The organism is Elizabethkingia miricola (assembly GCF_001675285.1).
Classification (GTDB): Bacteria; Bacteroidota; Bacteroidia; order Flavobacteriales; family Weeksellaceae; genus Elizabethkingia; species Elizabethkingia miricola.
Genome location: NZ_LSGQ01000030.1, coordinates 681,365 through 695,546, shown reverse-complemented (window position 1 = coordinate 695,546; position 14,182 = coordinate 681,365). Strand labels below are relative to the sequence as shown.

Here is a 14,182-nt window from a genome sequence, read left to right as displayed (position 1 = left end):
AAGAAATTTGAAACATTTTTTTTCAATTTATTTTCTTTTTATTTCAATTTATTTTTAATTTTAACAAATATTTGAGCAAACAATGAATAACAAGTTCATTCCTATCATATCTGTTTTTATGACGATATCCCTTATCGTCTTCGTATCTATGCAGCTATACTGGCTGAAGGAATATTACAGAGCCCTGGAACAGGAGTTCTCTAACAAAGTATATGCTTCCATGGAAAACATCCGTGAAAAGGTAAATGAAATGGAGGTGGATAAATATTACGCCAACAACAAAACCAATTTTTCGGAAGCTATAAAAAACTCCAGCGGGCAAGCTACCCAACAATACATTCAGTCTACTACAGACTCTACTAATAACAAAAGAGTTATTGCATTCTCTAAAAATATTATTGAAAAGAAGGACATTCCGTTACCTACCCCGGGAGACAATGTGGAATTAACTAACCTGTATGGAGATGAAGGACTGATAAAACTAAAAAATGCTGCGCCAAAGCCACTATCTTCTGAAATGAATCAGGATCTATCCAGCAATAATTTTACCCTAAAGCAATTGGTTAAAATTAATGCCAGCAATATGCCTATACAGCAGCGTATCAATACAAAAGAGCTTGACAGCCTTATCAAACGAGAGCTAAGCATGAAGGGCATTAATACTCCGATTGGATTTGCTATTTTAGATAAGAATAACAATCCTACAAAGGTTGCTAATAATAATTTTTTGGCACAACCGGATAAACAAAATTACACATTCGAACTTTTCACTGACAATCAGTATAAAACACTCTATACTCTAGCATTAATTTTCCCGAGCAAAGACTATTCACTTGTGGAAAATAATCTACCGATGCTTCTTGGAACAATGTTGTCTCTGCTAACCATTCTAGGGATATACATTATCTCCATCAATTACATGAGCAAGCAGAAGAAAATTTCTGAAGTAAAGACTGATTTTATCAATAATATGTCTCATGAATTCAAGACTCCACTAGCGACTATCTCTGTTGCTACAGACTCTCTGAACAATGATAAAATAGCAACCAATCCGGAAAAAGTAAAATATTATTCTAGCCTTATCAAGCAGGAAAACCTGCGTATGAAAAAACAGGTAGAAAATGTACTGAACATGTCCAAGCTGGAACGTAATGAAATGAAGCTTTTCCTGAAAACAACAAATGTAAGAGAGCTTATAAAAGAAATAACCCGTTCATTCCGTCTGATCGTTGAACAAAGGGAAGGTTCCCTTACAGAGGAGTTCAGGGCAGAGAAATACAACTTCAAAATTGATGAGTTCCACATTTCAAACGCTTTGGTAAATCTACTGGACAACGCAAACAAGTACTCTCCTGAAAAGCCTGATATAAGAATAAAAACAAGAAATGAAGGCAACTGGTATGTCATAGAAATTTCTGATAAAGGAATGGGAATGGAAACAGAAAACAAGAGCAGGATTTTTGAGAAATTCTTCCGTGAAGAAACCGGAAACATTCACAATGTAAAGGGACAAGGGCTAGGCCTTTCTTATGTTAAAAAGATTATAGAACTCCATAAAGGACAAATAATTGTAGAATCACAAAAGGAAAAAGGAAGCACCTTTACCATAAAACTTCCGTTAATCGTCTAACAACAAAATATTAAAAAAATGAACAACAGAATCTTACTCGTAGAAGACGACCAAAGCTTCGGAGCTGTACTGAAGGATTATTTAACTATTAATAACTTCGATGTAACTCTGGCTGCCGATGGTGAACAAGGACTAAAAGAATTTACCGAAAATGAATTTGACATTTGCATTACCGATGTCATGATGCCAAAAAAGGATGGATTCTCTTTAGCTGAAGAAATTAAAAAAATTGATAAAAATATTCCGATTATCTTCCTTACCGCTAAAAATCTGCGTGAAGACATCCTTAAAGGGTACCAAATCGGAGCCGATGATTATATCACAAAACCTTTCGATACTGAATTATTGCTTTACAAAATCAAGGCAATCCTTCAGAGAAGCTCTTCTATTGAGGACGAAGAACAAGAGCAGTTTAAAATCAGTAATATTTTCTTCGATTCCATGTTGCGTCAGCTGCGTGTAAACGATCAGGAATATAAGCTTTCTCCAAAAGAGAATGAGCTATTAAAACTTCTTTGTATCCATAGAAATGATTTTATGCCTCGTGATCTGGCACTAAGAAAAATCTGGAAGAAAGAGAACTATTTTACAGCGAGAAGTATGGACGTTTACATTGCTAAACTTCGTAAACTCCTGAAAGAAGATGAAGGTTTAGAGATCATCAATGTACACGGTGAAGGATTCAGACTTTTAGTAAAAAACTAAGTCCTGATTACAATAAAAAAAAGGAAGCTGATTGGCTTCCTTTTTTTATTTTTATTTTGCTTCCACACAGAAGATTCTGTAAGGAATAAGTATTGCTCCGCTATATACTCTTTTCACTCTTCTCAGATCCTCGCTACCGCTTTGTTTACTAAAAAAGCTGCCGGCAAGAATTTTATAGTTAGGTCTAAGACTGCTGTCAAGCTCCGTTCTAAGATCCGGAAAACTCTGTCTCACTTCATATCTTATCTTATTCGCATCATTGCTATTGTTTGTCACAGCAATCTGAATCTTATAACCACTAAGCTTAGGTCTGTTTCTGCAGATATCTGCAGTAGATAGTGTTTTTGTATTGATAACACGAGGCGTATTTGTAATAACTCTGTCTTCGCTTATTACCGATCCACCAGTGGTGTTATTTACGATTTTAGGGCCTGCAGGACGATTGCAGCTCTCTTCAGATCTGGTCAACAGTTCGTCTATCCTGCTATCCATTTGTGTAGTATAAACATTACCGCTCACGCTATCTTTCTTGCTGATAATCTTCTGAGCATAAATATTTTGAAAACAAAACAACATCATAACAGCTCCTATCTGAAATATCTTTTTCATCTATTAATAGTTAATTTATGCAAAAATAAGACTAATTCCTGAAACTAATTTAGAATTGATATAAATTAAAGAAAAATGACATTTAGACATATTTTAGCCCTGTTAATGTAGTGTTAAAATAGTATTTTTGCCGAATTGAATGATATAGTATCAAAGATTAACTAATCAAGATTAATTAAATGATTAATTGGAGAAAGCATTACAAGAAAGGGCTGATTGCAATTGGTATTTTGCTATCAACCAGTGCTCTTTATAACGCACAGGAAGGCGACCCTGCAAAAGGGGCAGAGCTCTTTAAAACAAATTGTACAGCCTGCCACAAACTTGACTCAAAACTAATTGGGCCACCATTAAAAGGCATCGTAGAAAAGGTAAAAGCAGAGGAAGGTCTAGGACGCGACTGGTTCCAAAAGTGGATTAAAGACAACAAAGCTTTAAGAGCTTCCGGAGACAAGTACGCAAACAAAATCTTCGAAGAAAACGGAAAAGTTGAAATGCAGCAATTCCCGAATCTTTCTGAAAAAGATATCGATGATATCTTAGCCTATACATCCAATCCTCCTGCTGAACCAGCAGCTGACGCAAAGAAAGATGCTAAAGCTACTGATTCCCCAGACCTAAACGCTGTAAATGCAGCTAAAGCTAGCGAAGGAAATGCTAAAATCGTAATGATTTCACTTTTCGCTATTGCAGGTCTATTAATCTGGATCTTATTCAAAATAAGACAACTAGTAAAACTTAACCAATCCGAAGAGATTACCGCTCTTAACGCTACAAGAATTCAGTCTTTCAGTGAGCTTTATGCAAAATACAAAATTGTAGGACAAGGTGTTGTTGCTCTTTTAGCAATCTTTGCAGCATATGGTGTATGGAACTGGTTAATGTGGATCGGTGTTTACAAAGGTTACAAACCTGAACAACCAATCTACTTCTCTCACAAAATTCACGCAGGAATCAACAAGATCGACTGTCAGCTTTGTCACTCTGGTGCTAAGTATGGTAAAGTATCTGAAATCCCTTCACTTAACGTGTGTATGAACTGTCACAAAGCTATCCCTGAATACAAAGGTGAATACCTAGAGCCGGGTCACGACAGAGACTTCTACAACGGGGAGATCAAAAAACTTTATGCAGCAACAGGTTGGGATCCAGCTAAAATGGCATATACAGGAAAAGAGACTCCAGTTGAATGGACAAGAATCCACAACATGCCGGATTTTGTATACTTCAACCACTCTCAGCACGTTATTGCCGGAGAACAAGCGATTATCAATTCATTCAACAAAAAGCATCCTAACGAGCAAATCGATGTAGTATGTAAAGCTTGTCACGGTAAAATCGATACTATGAACGTAGTACAAATGGCTAACGATTTCACTATGGGATGGTGTATCGAATGCCACAGAACTACTGAAGTAGATATGGGTAACACTTACAACCAGGCTTACTTTGAGAAACTTCACGACAAGTTGAAGAAACAATATGGTAGCGGTGCTAAGATTACTGTAGATGCTATTGGAGGTATCGAATGTGGTAAATGTCATTATTAATAACGAAAACTAGAAGTATCAATGGCTTCAAATAAAATACAATTCAGAAGTATTCACGAACTAAAAGATCCAACTTTAACAAACAAGTTGGCTCAGAAAGAATTTGCCGAAGAAATTCCGGTAGATGAATTCCTAGGGAATGAGGAAAAAATGAATGGTTCTTCTACCAGCAGAAGAGATTTCCTAAAACTTTTAGGATTCTCCACAGCAGCAGTAACACTTGCTGCTTGTGAAGCTCCGGTAGTGAAAACTATTCCTTATGTTGTGAAACCTCACGATATTATCCCGGGTGTACCTAACTACTATGCATCGTCTTATTTTGACGGATTCGATTTTGCTAGTGTATTGGTAAAAACAAGAGAAGGGCGTCCAATTAAAATTGAACCGAACCCGGCAGCTGGCAACCTTGGTAAAACAAATGCAAGAGCTCAGGCAAGTGTTCTTTCTCTTTATGACAATGATAAAATAAAGCAACCAAAAGTTAACGGTAAGGAAGCTACTTTTGATGAAGTAGACAATACTGTACTTAAGGCTTTGGCAGATGCTCAGGCATCAAACAAGAAAGTAGTTTTACTTTCTCACTCAATACCAAGCCCTACTTTCAAAAAACTTTTTGGTGACTTCAAAGCTAAATATCCTAATGCTGAGTTAGTAACTTACGATGCATTCCCTTATGCAGCAGCACTAGATGCAGCACAGGAAGTATTCGGAAGTAGAAATATTCCGGTTTATGATCTAAGCAAATCTCAGTTGGTAGTATCTTTCAACGCAGATTTCTTAGGAGATTTCAACGGGGCTAGCTTAGAGACTTCTTATGCAGCAGCGAGAGTTCCTGGAGACAAAATGTTGAGACACGTACAGATTGAATCTAACATGTCTTTAACAGGAGCAAACGCTGATACAAGAATTAAGCAAAAGCCTTCTCAGCTTTACAAAACTTTAGTAGAGGTTTATAACGGATTAAACGGTGGTACATCTGATAAGATTGCTGCTTCTATCGTTAAAGAGCTTCAGGCCAAAGGAAGCAATGCAGTAGTATTTGCTGATGGTTCTAAAGCGGCACACGTTTTAGCACACTTAATTAACCAAAAATTAGCTTCTAATGCTTTCACTGGTAAGGCTTCTTATCTGAAAGAATTTGACGGAGCTCGTTATAATGAATTCCTTTCTTGGTTAAACGGAGGACAGGTAGGTGTTGTTATCACAAATAACATCGACCCAGTATACTCTTCTAACAAAGGAGCTCAGTTCAAAGCTGCTTTATCAAAAGCAAACTTTGTAGTAGCAATTGCAGATAAAAATAACGAAGTAGCTAAAGCAGCTAAAGTTGTTATCCCTGCAACACACTGGTTAGAGTCTTGGGGTGATGTAATGCCTGAAACAGGTGTTTACACTCTAATGCAGCCAACTATCCAAAAGGTTTACAAATCAAGACAAACTGAAGAGTCTCTTTTAATCTGGACAAACGGAAAAGGAGCTACTAACAATAATTACTACGATTACCTTAAAGCAAACGCTGTATCAATCCTTGGTGGGACTTCATTTAACCAGGCATTATACAACGGTTTCAATAATGTAAGTGGTGGTAACAACCTTTCTTATTCAGGAGGTAATGCTTCTCAGGCTATTTCTGAGTTACAGGCATTCAAAGCTTCTGATTTAGAATTAGTATTAAACACCAATACTGCGATTGGAGATGGTACGCAAGCTAACAACCCTTGGCTGCAAGAATTACCAGATCCTATCACAAGAATGTCTTGGGATAACTATTTAACTATTTCTCCTGCTGATGCTAAGAAATTAGGTTTAGATAATGATCTTAATGCCAGAATGCAGTTAGACGGTTCTATCGTTAACCTTACTGTAAATGGTGTAACATTAAAAGATGTTCCTGTTTTCATCCAGCCAGGACAAGCAGAAGGATCTGTTGGTTTAGCTCTTGGATATGGTAAAGCAGACAATGGTGAAGTAGCTAAAACTGGTATCAACGCTTATCCGTTATTCGACGGATCTAACCTTGCTCTTTCAGGTGTTGCACTTGAAAAAACAGGTGAAATGCATCAGTTTGCAGGAATGCAGCTTCAGAACACCCTAATGGGACGTTATGAAATCGCAAAAGAAGTTCCGTTACAAACATTCTTGCACAAAGATGTTAACGATTGGAACAAGCCATTAGAAATGCACACTTACGGAGGTACTTTACCAATGGGTAAAATTGACCTTTGGGATAATAATGATGACACTGATGGACCTCACTTCAACCTTTCTGTTGACCTTAACTCATGTACAGGTTGTGGAGCTTGTGTAATTGCTTGTCAGGCAGAGAACAACGTTCCTGTAGTAGGTAAAGAAGAGATCAGAATGTCTCGTGATATGTACTGGTTAAGAATTGACCGTTACTATTCTTCTAAAGAGAAAATCGAAACTAAAGAAGGTCTTGATAAAGGACTTAACGTTCCTCAGCTTTACGATATTCTTATCGAACCATCTGAGACTCCGGACGTAATCTTCCAACCGGTAATGTGCCAGCACTGTAACCATGCTCCGTGTGAAACTGTATGTCCGGTAGCGGCAACATCTCACGGTAAGCAAGGTCAGAACCAAATGGCATACAACAGATGTATTGGTACAAGATATTGTGCAAACAACTGTCCTTACAAAGTAAGAAGATTCAACTGGTTCAACTATGCATTAAACGATAAGTTTGATTATAACATGAACAATGACCTTGGCCGTATGGTACTAAACCCAGATGTTGTGGTTAGAACCAGAGGGGTAATGGAAAAATGTTCAATGTGTATCCAAATGACTCAGGCATCAATCCTTGAAGCTAAGAAAGACGGCAGAAGAGTTGCTGACGGAGAATTCCAGACAGCTTGTTCTAAAGCTTGTTCTACAGGAGCTATGCAGTTCGGAGACATGAATGATAATGGATCTCATGTAAGAAGCTTATTCGGTAGCAAGAGAAGATATTACCTGCTAGAGGAAATTGGTACAAAACCAAATGTTTTCTACCATACGAAAATTAGAAATAGAGAAGAAAAAGAAGTTTAAATAATAAATAAAGTAACAAATGTCAGGACATTACGAAGCCCCGATTAGGGAACCGCTTATTATTGGTCACAAGACTTACCATGATATTACGGAAGATATTGCTCGTCCAATCGAGGAAAGAGCCGGAAAATTATGGTGGTACTCACTTTATGCAGCACTTGTACTATTTATCTACGGAGTTGGATGTATAGCTTATACAATTGGTACAGGTATTGGTGCATGGGGGTTAAACAGGACTATCAACTGGGGTTGGGATATTACCAACTTCGTATGGTGGGTAGGTATTGGTCACGCCGGTACATTGATCTCTGCCGTACTATTATTATTTAGACAAAGATGGAGAATGTCGGTTAACCGTTCTGCAGAGGCAATGACAATTTTTGCCGTTGTTCAGGCAGCGTTATTCCCGGTAATTCACATGGGTCGTGTTTGGGTTGGATACTGGGTGTTCCCATTACCAAACCAGTTTGGATCTCTTTGGCCAAACTTTAACTCGCCTCTACTTTGGGACGTATTTGCAATCTCAACTTATTTCTCAGTATCAGTAGTATTCTGGTTCATGGGACTTATTCCTGACTTTGCAATGATCCGTGACAGAGCGAAGACTCCATTCACTAAAAAGATTTACACTATCCTTGCTTTTGGTTGGGGAGGTAAAGCAAAGCACTGGCAAAGATTTGAAGAGCTTTCATTAGTTCTTGCAGGTTTGGCAACGCCACTTGTATTCTCGGTACACACCACGGTATCCTTTGACTTCGCCACTTCAGTAATCAAAGGATGGCACTCTACCATCTACCCTCCGTACTTCGTTGCGGGTGCGATCTTCTCAGGATTCGCAATGGTACAGACCCTTCTTTTAGTTGCAAGAAAAGTATGTCACTTGGAGCAATATATTACAATGTACCACATCGAGATTATGAACATCGTAATCATTGTAACGGGTGGTATGGTAACTGTAGCTTATGCAACTGAATATTTCATCGGATGGTACTCAGGCTCAAGATTCGAGGACTTTACCTATTTATCTCCAGGAGCAGCAACCGGTCCTTACTGGTGGGCATTCTGGGCGTTAATTATCTGTAACCTTGTTATCCCTGCATCATTCTGGTTTAAGAAATTAAGAACTAATATTATCTGGACATTTATAGTAGCATTAATCATCAACATCGGTATGTGGTTTGAGCGTTTTGATATCATCGTTATCAACCTTTCAAGAGACTACTTACCATCTTCATGGACAATGTTTAAGCCAACTATTATAGACGTGGGTGTATATTTAGGAACTATCGGATTCTTCTCTGTATTATTCCTTTTATATGCAAGAACATTCCCTGTAATTGCACAGGCGGAATTGAAAACGATTTTGAAAATTTCTGGTGAAACTTATAAAGCAAAAGAAGGAGATGAGCACCACTAAAAGAATATACGGCCTTTATGGCGACGATGACGATTTAATGCACGGTGTTAAATTGTTCAGAGATAAAGGAATTGAAATTGCTGAAGTTTATACTCCATTCCCAGTTCACGGGTTAGATAAAGCTTTAGGGTTGAAAAAAACCAGAATTTCAGATGCTGCATTTATCTATGCTTGTTATGGTGTAAGTATCGGAGCATTGACAACATGGTACATGATGAACCACGACTGGCCTCAGGTTATTGGTGGTAAACCAAACTTCGACTGGGCACACAACATGCCGGCTTTCGTAGTACCAATGTTCGAGTTAATGGTTTTCTGTGCTGCGCACTTAATGTCACTAACTTACTTAGTAAGAAATAAAATGTATCCTGGCGCTAAGCCTCAGAATCCGGATCCAAGAACTACAGATGATAAATTCTTAATTGAATTTGTATCTGATGATGTGGATACTATCAAGCAATTGCTTGTGGATACAGGAGTTGAAGAAATAACTATTAAAGATGCCTAACATGAAAAAGAATTTTTTAAAAATAGCAGGTATCCTTAGCGTTGGAGTAATTACCTTAAATTCTTGCGGGGACAAAACTGAACCGCCTTTAGTATACTTCCCGGACATGTATTTTCCGGTAGCATATGACCCGTTAATGAAAGCTCAGGATCCTTATTCAGATCACGAGAACGAAATTCCGGCATTTGCTTCAAGAAACGGACAGACAGGTTTATCTCCTGTAGAAGGAAGTGTTGCTCAGAATAAAGATGGTGTATTACCATCTGAAGCTCCAAAAAATACAGAAGATTATAACAGACTATACGATGAGTCTAAAAAAATAACTTCTTCTCCTTTAAATCCGGCTAATAAAGAGAAGGATTTAGAAAGAGGAAAGAAATTATTTGATCATACATGTGCTGCTTGTCATGGTACAGGTGGTGATGGTAAAGGTCCTATCGTAGAATCTGGTGCTTATAGTGGTGTTCCTAACTATGCAGATAGAGAAATCACTGTAGGTTCTGTACATTATGTATTGGAGAACGGACGTAACAACATGGGATCTTACGCTGGTCAGTTAAATGCTGGTGACAGATGGAGAGTGGCAATGTACGTTATGAACGAATTTAAAAAACAAGCTGCAGCTCCGGCAGCAGCTGAAAATAAAGATGCTGCGGCTAAAGATGCTCCGGCTGATAATGCTAATACTAAAAAATAAAAAGAAAAAAGATGTATAGTTTTTCACCTAAATTAAGACTGTATTCCATTATTTTAATTGTTGTGGGACTTGTTCTGTTTGGTATTGGCTACGCTGTAAATCACAGCATCGATGAAGCTAAAGTAGAACAAATGGTTGCTGCTAAGCACGTTGATCTGGAGCACGGACCAAAGTCCAACTCTATGCAGGAGCACGACAAAACGCATAATGACCATATAGAAACTGCTTTACATCAGGTTCATAATGAGCCAATGGCAGCATTATTACAGGTATCTGTATTTGCCTTTGGTATTGCCTGTGCAGCATTATTCTTCTATTGTGTACAAAATGCAGCTCATGCAGGATGGCCTATCATTATCCTGAGAGTTATGGAAGCAGTAGCATCCTTCATTCCTTATGGTGGTGTATTAATGCTGATTATTGTACTTTCAAATACGATTGGACTAAGTCACCTTTACCACTGGATGGACGGAAGTCTTGTAGATCCAAAGTCTGAGCACTTTGATGTAATCTTATATGAAAAAAGTAAATACCTGAACATTCCTTTCTATATTGCAAGAACTCTTATCTTCGTTATCGGAGCTAGTTTCTTTGTATGGAAATTAAAGGCAATGTCCAAAAAAGTAGACGAAACTAAGTCAAGAGCAGTATATCAACAGTACTATAACTGGAGTGTTGGTTACATTGCATTCTTTGGTTTCGCTTCTGCAGCTTGGGCTTGGGACTGGATGATGTCTATTGACCCTCACTGGTACTCTACTCTTTATATCTGGTATACAATGGTAAGCTGCCTGTCTACTGCAATAGGTATTATTATCCTTATCTGTGTTTATCTAAAGAAAAAAGGGGTATTGCCTCAGTTCAATGATAATCACTTGCATGATCTTGGTGTATTCTTATTTGCAACAAGTATGCTTTGGACTTACCTTTGGTTTGCACAGTTCATGCTTTACTGGTATGCTAACGTACCGGAAGAAGTTAACTACTTCTACGGAAGATTTGAATACTACCGTTGGACTTTCCTTCCAATGTTGATTCCTAACTTCTTATTACCATTATTGGTATTAGTAAGTAGCAGCATTAAGAGAAACTACAAAGTAGTTAGTACTATGGCAGTTGTTGTAATCTGTGGACACTGGTTAGATTATTTCAACATTGTAATGCCTGGTACAGTAGGTCCTTTCTGGAATATTGGTTTACTGGAAATCGGAGCAACTTTATTCATTATCGGTCTGTTTATCTTCGCCGTAATGTCAGCTCTTTCTAAGTTGAAACTAATACCTACAGGTAACCCATTCTTAAAAGAATCTGAAATTTATGAATATCCATTCTAAAATTTTGATCAATACAAATTTAATCCCGTCCAACGACGGGATTTTTTTTTAATTTTGCACAAACTAAACTTATATTATGAGATACCTTAAATATCTTTTCTTAATGTCGTTTTTATTTCTTGTAAGTTGTAAGAAAGACAAAGTTGACGGTGAGTCGCTAAAATCATTTCAGAGTAGTGTAAATGATATGGCCTCTTCCCTAACTACCATTAAACAGATAAAGTTTAATGAGGCGTTATACATCATCAAGAAATTCGGAACCAATACAGAGGGAGATATCGATCAGATGAATGCGACAGCAAAACTACTTAACGGGAAGAATGTTGCCGAAATTCTTGCATTAGCAGATAGTATTGCACAAAAGCAGGGAATTGAATGGGCAAGTACTGCTCCTCCTTCACTAGGTGAAATGAATATCTTCGAAGAAAGCAAACCTACAGAGGTAGACCCGAATGATATTCAGGCTTCTGCTATCAGCCTTTCTGTACAACCAGCAAGCGTAGATTCAATTTCGGGACCTAAAGCCTTGATGATTATTCCTCGCTTAGTAGATGCACAAGGGAATAAAATAGAATTTAGTAATGCTGCATTAGAAACAGTACTGGAAGTATCAAGTGGCGGTACCAAAATATCAACCTCCAAAAATTTGATGGTTAATAATAACTTCAAAGGTTTTTATCTAAAGCTAAGCTCTTTGCCTTTCGACAGAATAATGGATAACACCATTGATGTAAAAGTAAGTGTAAAAACGGCTAAGAAAACATTGCAGATGACTAAGACAGGAATCTCTCTTAATCCTAACGCTCTGAATAAACCTGTAATTACCGAACCAACAGAACCTGTAACCAATCCTGATGGTACGATTACAAATCCTGACGGAACTACAACTCCAGCAACCAATCCTGACGGAACTACAACTCCTCCTGTTGCTCCAGTAGAGACTCCGAAACCATTGGCTGATCCAAAAGCATCAGTTTCCAAATTTATCGGAAGCATCGGGGCAAAAAATCTAAAAGCTGCTTACGAAATGTCTAATAACCCAAGCTGGGGATCTTATGAATCTTTCTCAAATGCAAATTCTGGTTTTGGAGCTATAAAATCTATCAGTGTAAAATCTGTAAATACAGCTAACAAAACAGCTGATCAGGCAACTGTAAATGCCAACTATACTGTAACAGACAATGCTGGTAAAAATACAGATCTGAATGTGACTTACACACTGAAAGCATCAGCCGACGGTTGGAAGATTACTGGTTATAAAATAAATTCTGCAAAATAATATAATATGGCATCTGAAAGCTTAATCCAAAAGCTAGAAGCAACAATTGAAAATATTCCAGACTTCCCGAAACCGGGAATACAGTTCAAGGATATTACACCTGTATTTCTAAATCCAAAACTCTATGAGGAGGTAATCGATGATTTAGCTAATTTCAGTCGTGGGAAAGTAGATGTTGTATGCGGAATTGAAAGTCGTGGTTTTTTATTCGGAATTGCTTTGGCTGTAAAACTGGAAGTTCCTTTTATTCTGATCCGGAAAAAAGGAAAATTACCTCCACCTTTTATTTCTCAAAAATATGATCTGGAATATGGTTCTTCTGAAATAGAAATGAAAGCTGATCAGCTAAAAGCCGGGCAACGGGTTCTTATCCATGATGATCTGCTTGCCACAGGTGGTACGACTGAAGCAGCAGCAAAGCTTGTAGAAAAACAAGGGGCAGTAGTTTCTCAGTTCAGTTTCTTAATTGGGCTGGATTTTCTAAATGGGGAAGAAAAACTTCACCCGTTCAATGCTGAAGTTTATAAAATCCTTTCATACTAGCCAAATATAAAGTACTAATAACAAAATTAGAAGCTTTAAAAAGTGCTTCCTGATAAAATATAAAGTATCATAAAAGAATTTCTAACTTAAGGTTTTAAATCTCAAATGAATTATTTGTATATCAACAGAGAAACATTAAATTTGCAATTCATTAAAATCAGAAAATGACTAAAAATAATAACAGCGGAAAAGAAACTGTAGAGTTTTTCGAAGATTTGGACAAAAGAAATCTGAATTCTGAAAAATTCATTGAAAGATACTCAAAGCAAATTGGGATTGCACTAGGTGTTATCCTTCTTGGTATCTTAGGTTACTTTGCTTATGACCAATTTGTATTAGGTCCGAAAAATGAAGAGGCAACAACTGAATTCCTTGCTGCACAAAAAAATCTAAGCCAAGGAAAAGAAGACGTAGCCCTTGGTGGAAAGTCTGCTGCTAATCCTGGATTTATTGGAACTTATAACGAATATTCCGGAACTAAAGTAGGTAAGCTTGCTGCTTACAATGCTGCAGTTTTAGAATTTAAAAAAGGGAATTTCCAGAAAGCATATGATATGATGGATAATTTCAGCTCTTCCAACAAAATTCTTATGGCTCTTAAATATGGTGTAATGGGAGATTGTCTAGCTAACCTTAACAAAGGCGACGATGCTATTTCTCAGTTTGAAAAAGCAGTAAGTGCTTCAGATGATGACTACACATCATACTACTTTACAAGAAAAGCTGGTCTTCTTTCTTTATCTTTAAAAAAGAACGATGCTGCTAAAAAATACTTCTCTTCAATTGAAGAAAAATATAAAGATTATGACAATGGAGCATCTGATGCTTATATTGAAATGGTAAAATATTATTAAAA

12 protein-coding genes are annotated in these 14,182 nt (G+C 37.3%); 11 read left to right on the top strand and 1 reads right to left on the bottom strand.

Features of this window, described 5'->3' with window-relative positions; all coding sequences use genetic code 11:
- Positions 1–82 precede the first annotated feature (82 nt).
- Both ATE49_RS17700 and ATE49_RS17695 read left to right on the top strand, forming a co-directional pair.
- Positions 83–1,630 carry a sensor histidine kinase gene (locus ATE49_RS17700; protein WP_168189517.1) on the top strand — a complete coding sequence of 516 codons (1,548 nt, stop codon included), beginning with the start codon at positions 83–85 and terminating at the stop codon, positions 1,628–1,630.
- 18 nt (positions 1,631–1,648) lie between these two features.
- Positions 1,649–2,335 (top strand): response regulator transcription factor, encoded by a 687-nt coding sequence (locus ATE49_RS17695; RefSeq protein ID WP_034869927.1) that lies wholly within the window; start codon positions 1,649–1,651, stop codon positions 2,333–2,335.
- Between the two features lie 51 nt (positions 2,336–2,386).
- Here ATE49_RS17695 and ATE49_RS17690 read toward each other — a convergent pair whose 3' ends face one another.
- Complete coding sequence (locus tag ATE49_RS17690) at positions 2,387–2,944, bottom strand: SPOR domain-containing protein (protein ID WP_059154463.1); 558 nt, start codon at positions 2,942–2,944, stop codon at positions 2,387–2,389.
- A gap of 179 nt (positions 2,945–3,123) precedes the next feature.
- Between ATE49_RS17690 and ATE49_RS17685 the strand changes: the two genes are divergently transcribed.
- From ATE49_RS17685 to ATE49_RS17645, 9 genes are all read left to right on the top strand, one after another.
- The gene (locus ATE49_RS17685) at positions 3,124–4,494 is read left to right on the top strand and encodes a c-type cytochrome (protein WP_065083144.1); all 1,371 of its coding nucleotides are present in this window, start codon (positions 3,124–3,126) and stop codon (positions 4,492–4,494) included.
- Positions 4,495–4,515: 21 nt separating this feature from the next.
- Positions 4,516–7,548 carry a TAT-variant-translocated molybdopterin oxidoreductase gene (locus ATE49_RS17680; protein WP_065083143.1) on the top strand — a complete coding sequence of 1,011 codons (3,033 nt, stop codon included), beginning with the start codon at positions 4,516–4,518 and terminating at the stop codon, positions 7,546–7,548.
- Positions 7,549–7,567: 19 nt separating this feature from the next.
- Entirely contained in the window at positions 7,568–8,965 is a 1,398-nt protein-coding gene (nrfD, locus tag ATE49_RS17675) for an NrfD/PsrC family molybdoenzyme membrane anchor subunit (protein WP_034869924.1), read from the top strand.
- Entirely contained in the window at positions 8,952–9,473 is a 522-nt protein-coding gene (locus ATE49_RS17670; protein WP_059154460.1) for a DUF3341 domain-containing protein, read from the top strand. The genes nrfD and ATE49_RS17670 overlap by 14 nt, the downstream gene beginning before the upstream one ends.
- Positions 9,466–10,170: a c-type cytochrome gene (locus ATE49_RS17665; RefSeq protein ID WP_059154459.1), complete on the top strand. Its 705-nt coding sequence runs from the start codon at positions 9,466–9,468 to the stop codon at positions 10,168–10,170. Before ATE49_RS17670 ends, ATE49_RS17665 begins: the two co-directional genes overlap by 8 nt.
- An 11-nt stretch (positions 10,171–10,181) precedes the next feature.
- Positions 10,182–11,504 carry a hypothetical protein gene (locus tag ATE49_RS17660; protein WP_059154458.1) on the top strand — a complete coding sequence of 441 codons (1,323 nt, stop codon included), beginning with the start codon at positions 10,182–10,184 and terminating at the stop codon, positions 11,502–11,504.
- Between the two features lie 76 nt (positions 11,505–11,580).
- Entirely contained in the window at positions 11,581–12,783 is a 1,203-nt protein-coding gene (locus tag ATE49_RS17655) for an NTF2-like N-terminal transpeptidase (RefSeq protein ID WP_065083142.1), read from the top strand.
- A gap of 6 nt (positions 12,784–12,789) precedes the next feature.
- On the top strand, positions 12,790–13,326 hold the full coding sequence (locus ATE49_RS17650; RefSeq protein ID WP_065083141.1) for an adenine phosphoribosyltransferase: 537 nt from the start codon (positions 12,790–12,792) through the stop codon (positions 13,324–13,326).
- A gap of 164 nt (positions 13,327–13,490) precedes the next feature.
- Positions 13,491–14,180 carry a YfgM family protein gene (locus ATE49_RS17645; RefSeq protein ID WP_065083140.1) on the top strand — a complete coding sequence of 230 codons (690 nt, stop codon included), beginning with the start codon at positions 13,491–13,493 and terminating at the stop codon, positions 14,178–14,180.
- Positions 14,181–14,182: the final 2 nt, after the last annotated feature.

What these genes read in the sequence shown, in the direction of transcription:
- ATE49_RS17700 (WP_168189517.1), top strand. Translation starts at nt 83, where the DNA reads ATGAATAACAAGTTCATTCCTATCATATCTGTTTTTATGACGATATCC.
- ATE49_RS17695 (WP_034869927.1), top strand. Translation starts at nt 1,649, where the DNA reads ATGAACAACAGAATCTTACTCGTAGAAGACGACCAAAGCTTCGGAGCT.
- ATE49_RS17690 (WP_059154463.1), bottom strand. Translation starts at nt 2,944, where the DNA reads ATGAAAAAGATATTTCAGATAGGAGCTGTTATGATGTTGTTTTGTTTT.
- ATE49_RS17685 (WP_065083144.1), top strand. Translation starts at nt 3,124, where the DNA reads ATGATTAATTGGAGAAAGCATTACAAGAAAGGGCTGATTGCAATTGGT.
- ATE49_RS17680 (WP_065083143.1), top strand. Translation starts at nt 4,516, where the DNA reads ATGGCTTCAAATAAAATACAATTCAGAAGTATTCACGAACTAAAAGAT.
- nrfD (WP_034869924.1), top strand. Translation starts at nt 7,568, where the DNA reads ATGTCAGGACATTACGAAGCCCCGATTAGGGAACCGCTTATTATTGGT.
- ATE49_RS17670 (WP_059154460.1), top strand. Translation starts at nt 8,952, where the DNA reads ATGAGCACCACTAAAAGAATATACGGCCTTTATGGCGACGATGACGAT.
- ATE49_RS17665 (WP_059154459.1), top strand. Translation starts at nt 9,466, where the DNA reads ATGCCTAACATGAAAAAGAATTTTTTAAAAATAGCAGGTATCCTTAGC.
- ATE49_RS17660 (WP_059154458.1), top strand. Translation starts at nt 10,182, where the DNA reads ATGTATAGTTTTTCACCTAAATTAAGACTGTATTCCATTATTTTAATT.
- ATE49_RS17655 (WP_065083142.1), top strand. Translation starts at nt 11,581, where the DNA reads ATGAGATACCTTAAATATCTTTTCTTAATGTCGTTTTTATTTCTTGTA.
- ATE49_RS17650 (WP_065083141.1), top strand. Translation starts at nt 12,790, where the DNA reads ATGGCATCTGAAAGCTTAATCCAAAAGCTAGAAGCAACAATTGAAAAT.
- ATE49_RS17645 (WP_065083140.1), top strand. Translation starts at nt 13,491, where the DNA reads ATGACTAAAAATAATAACAGCGGAAAAGAAACTGTAGAGTTTTTCGAA.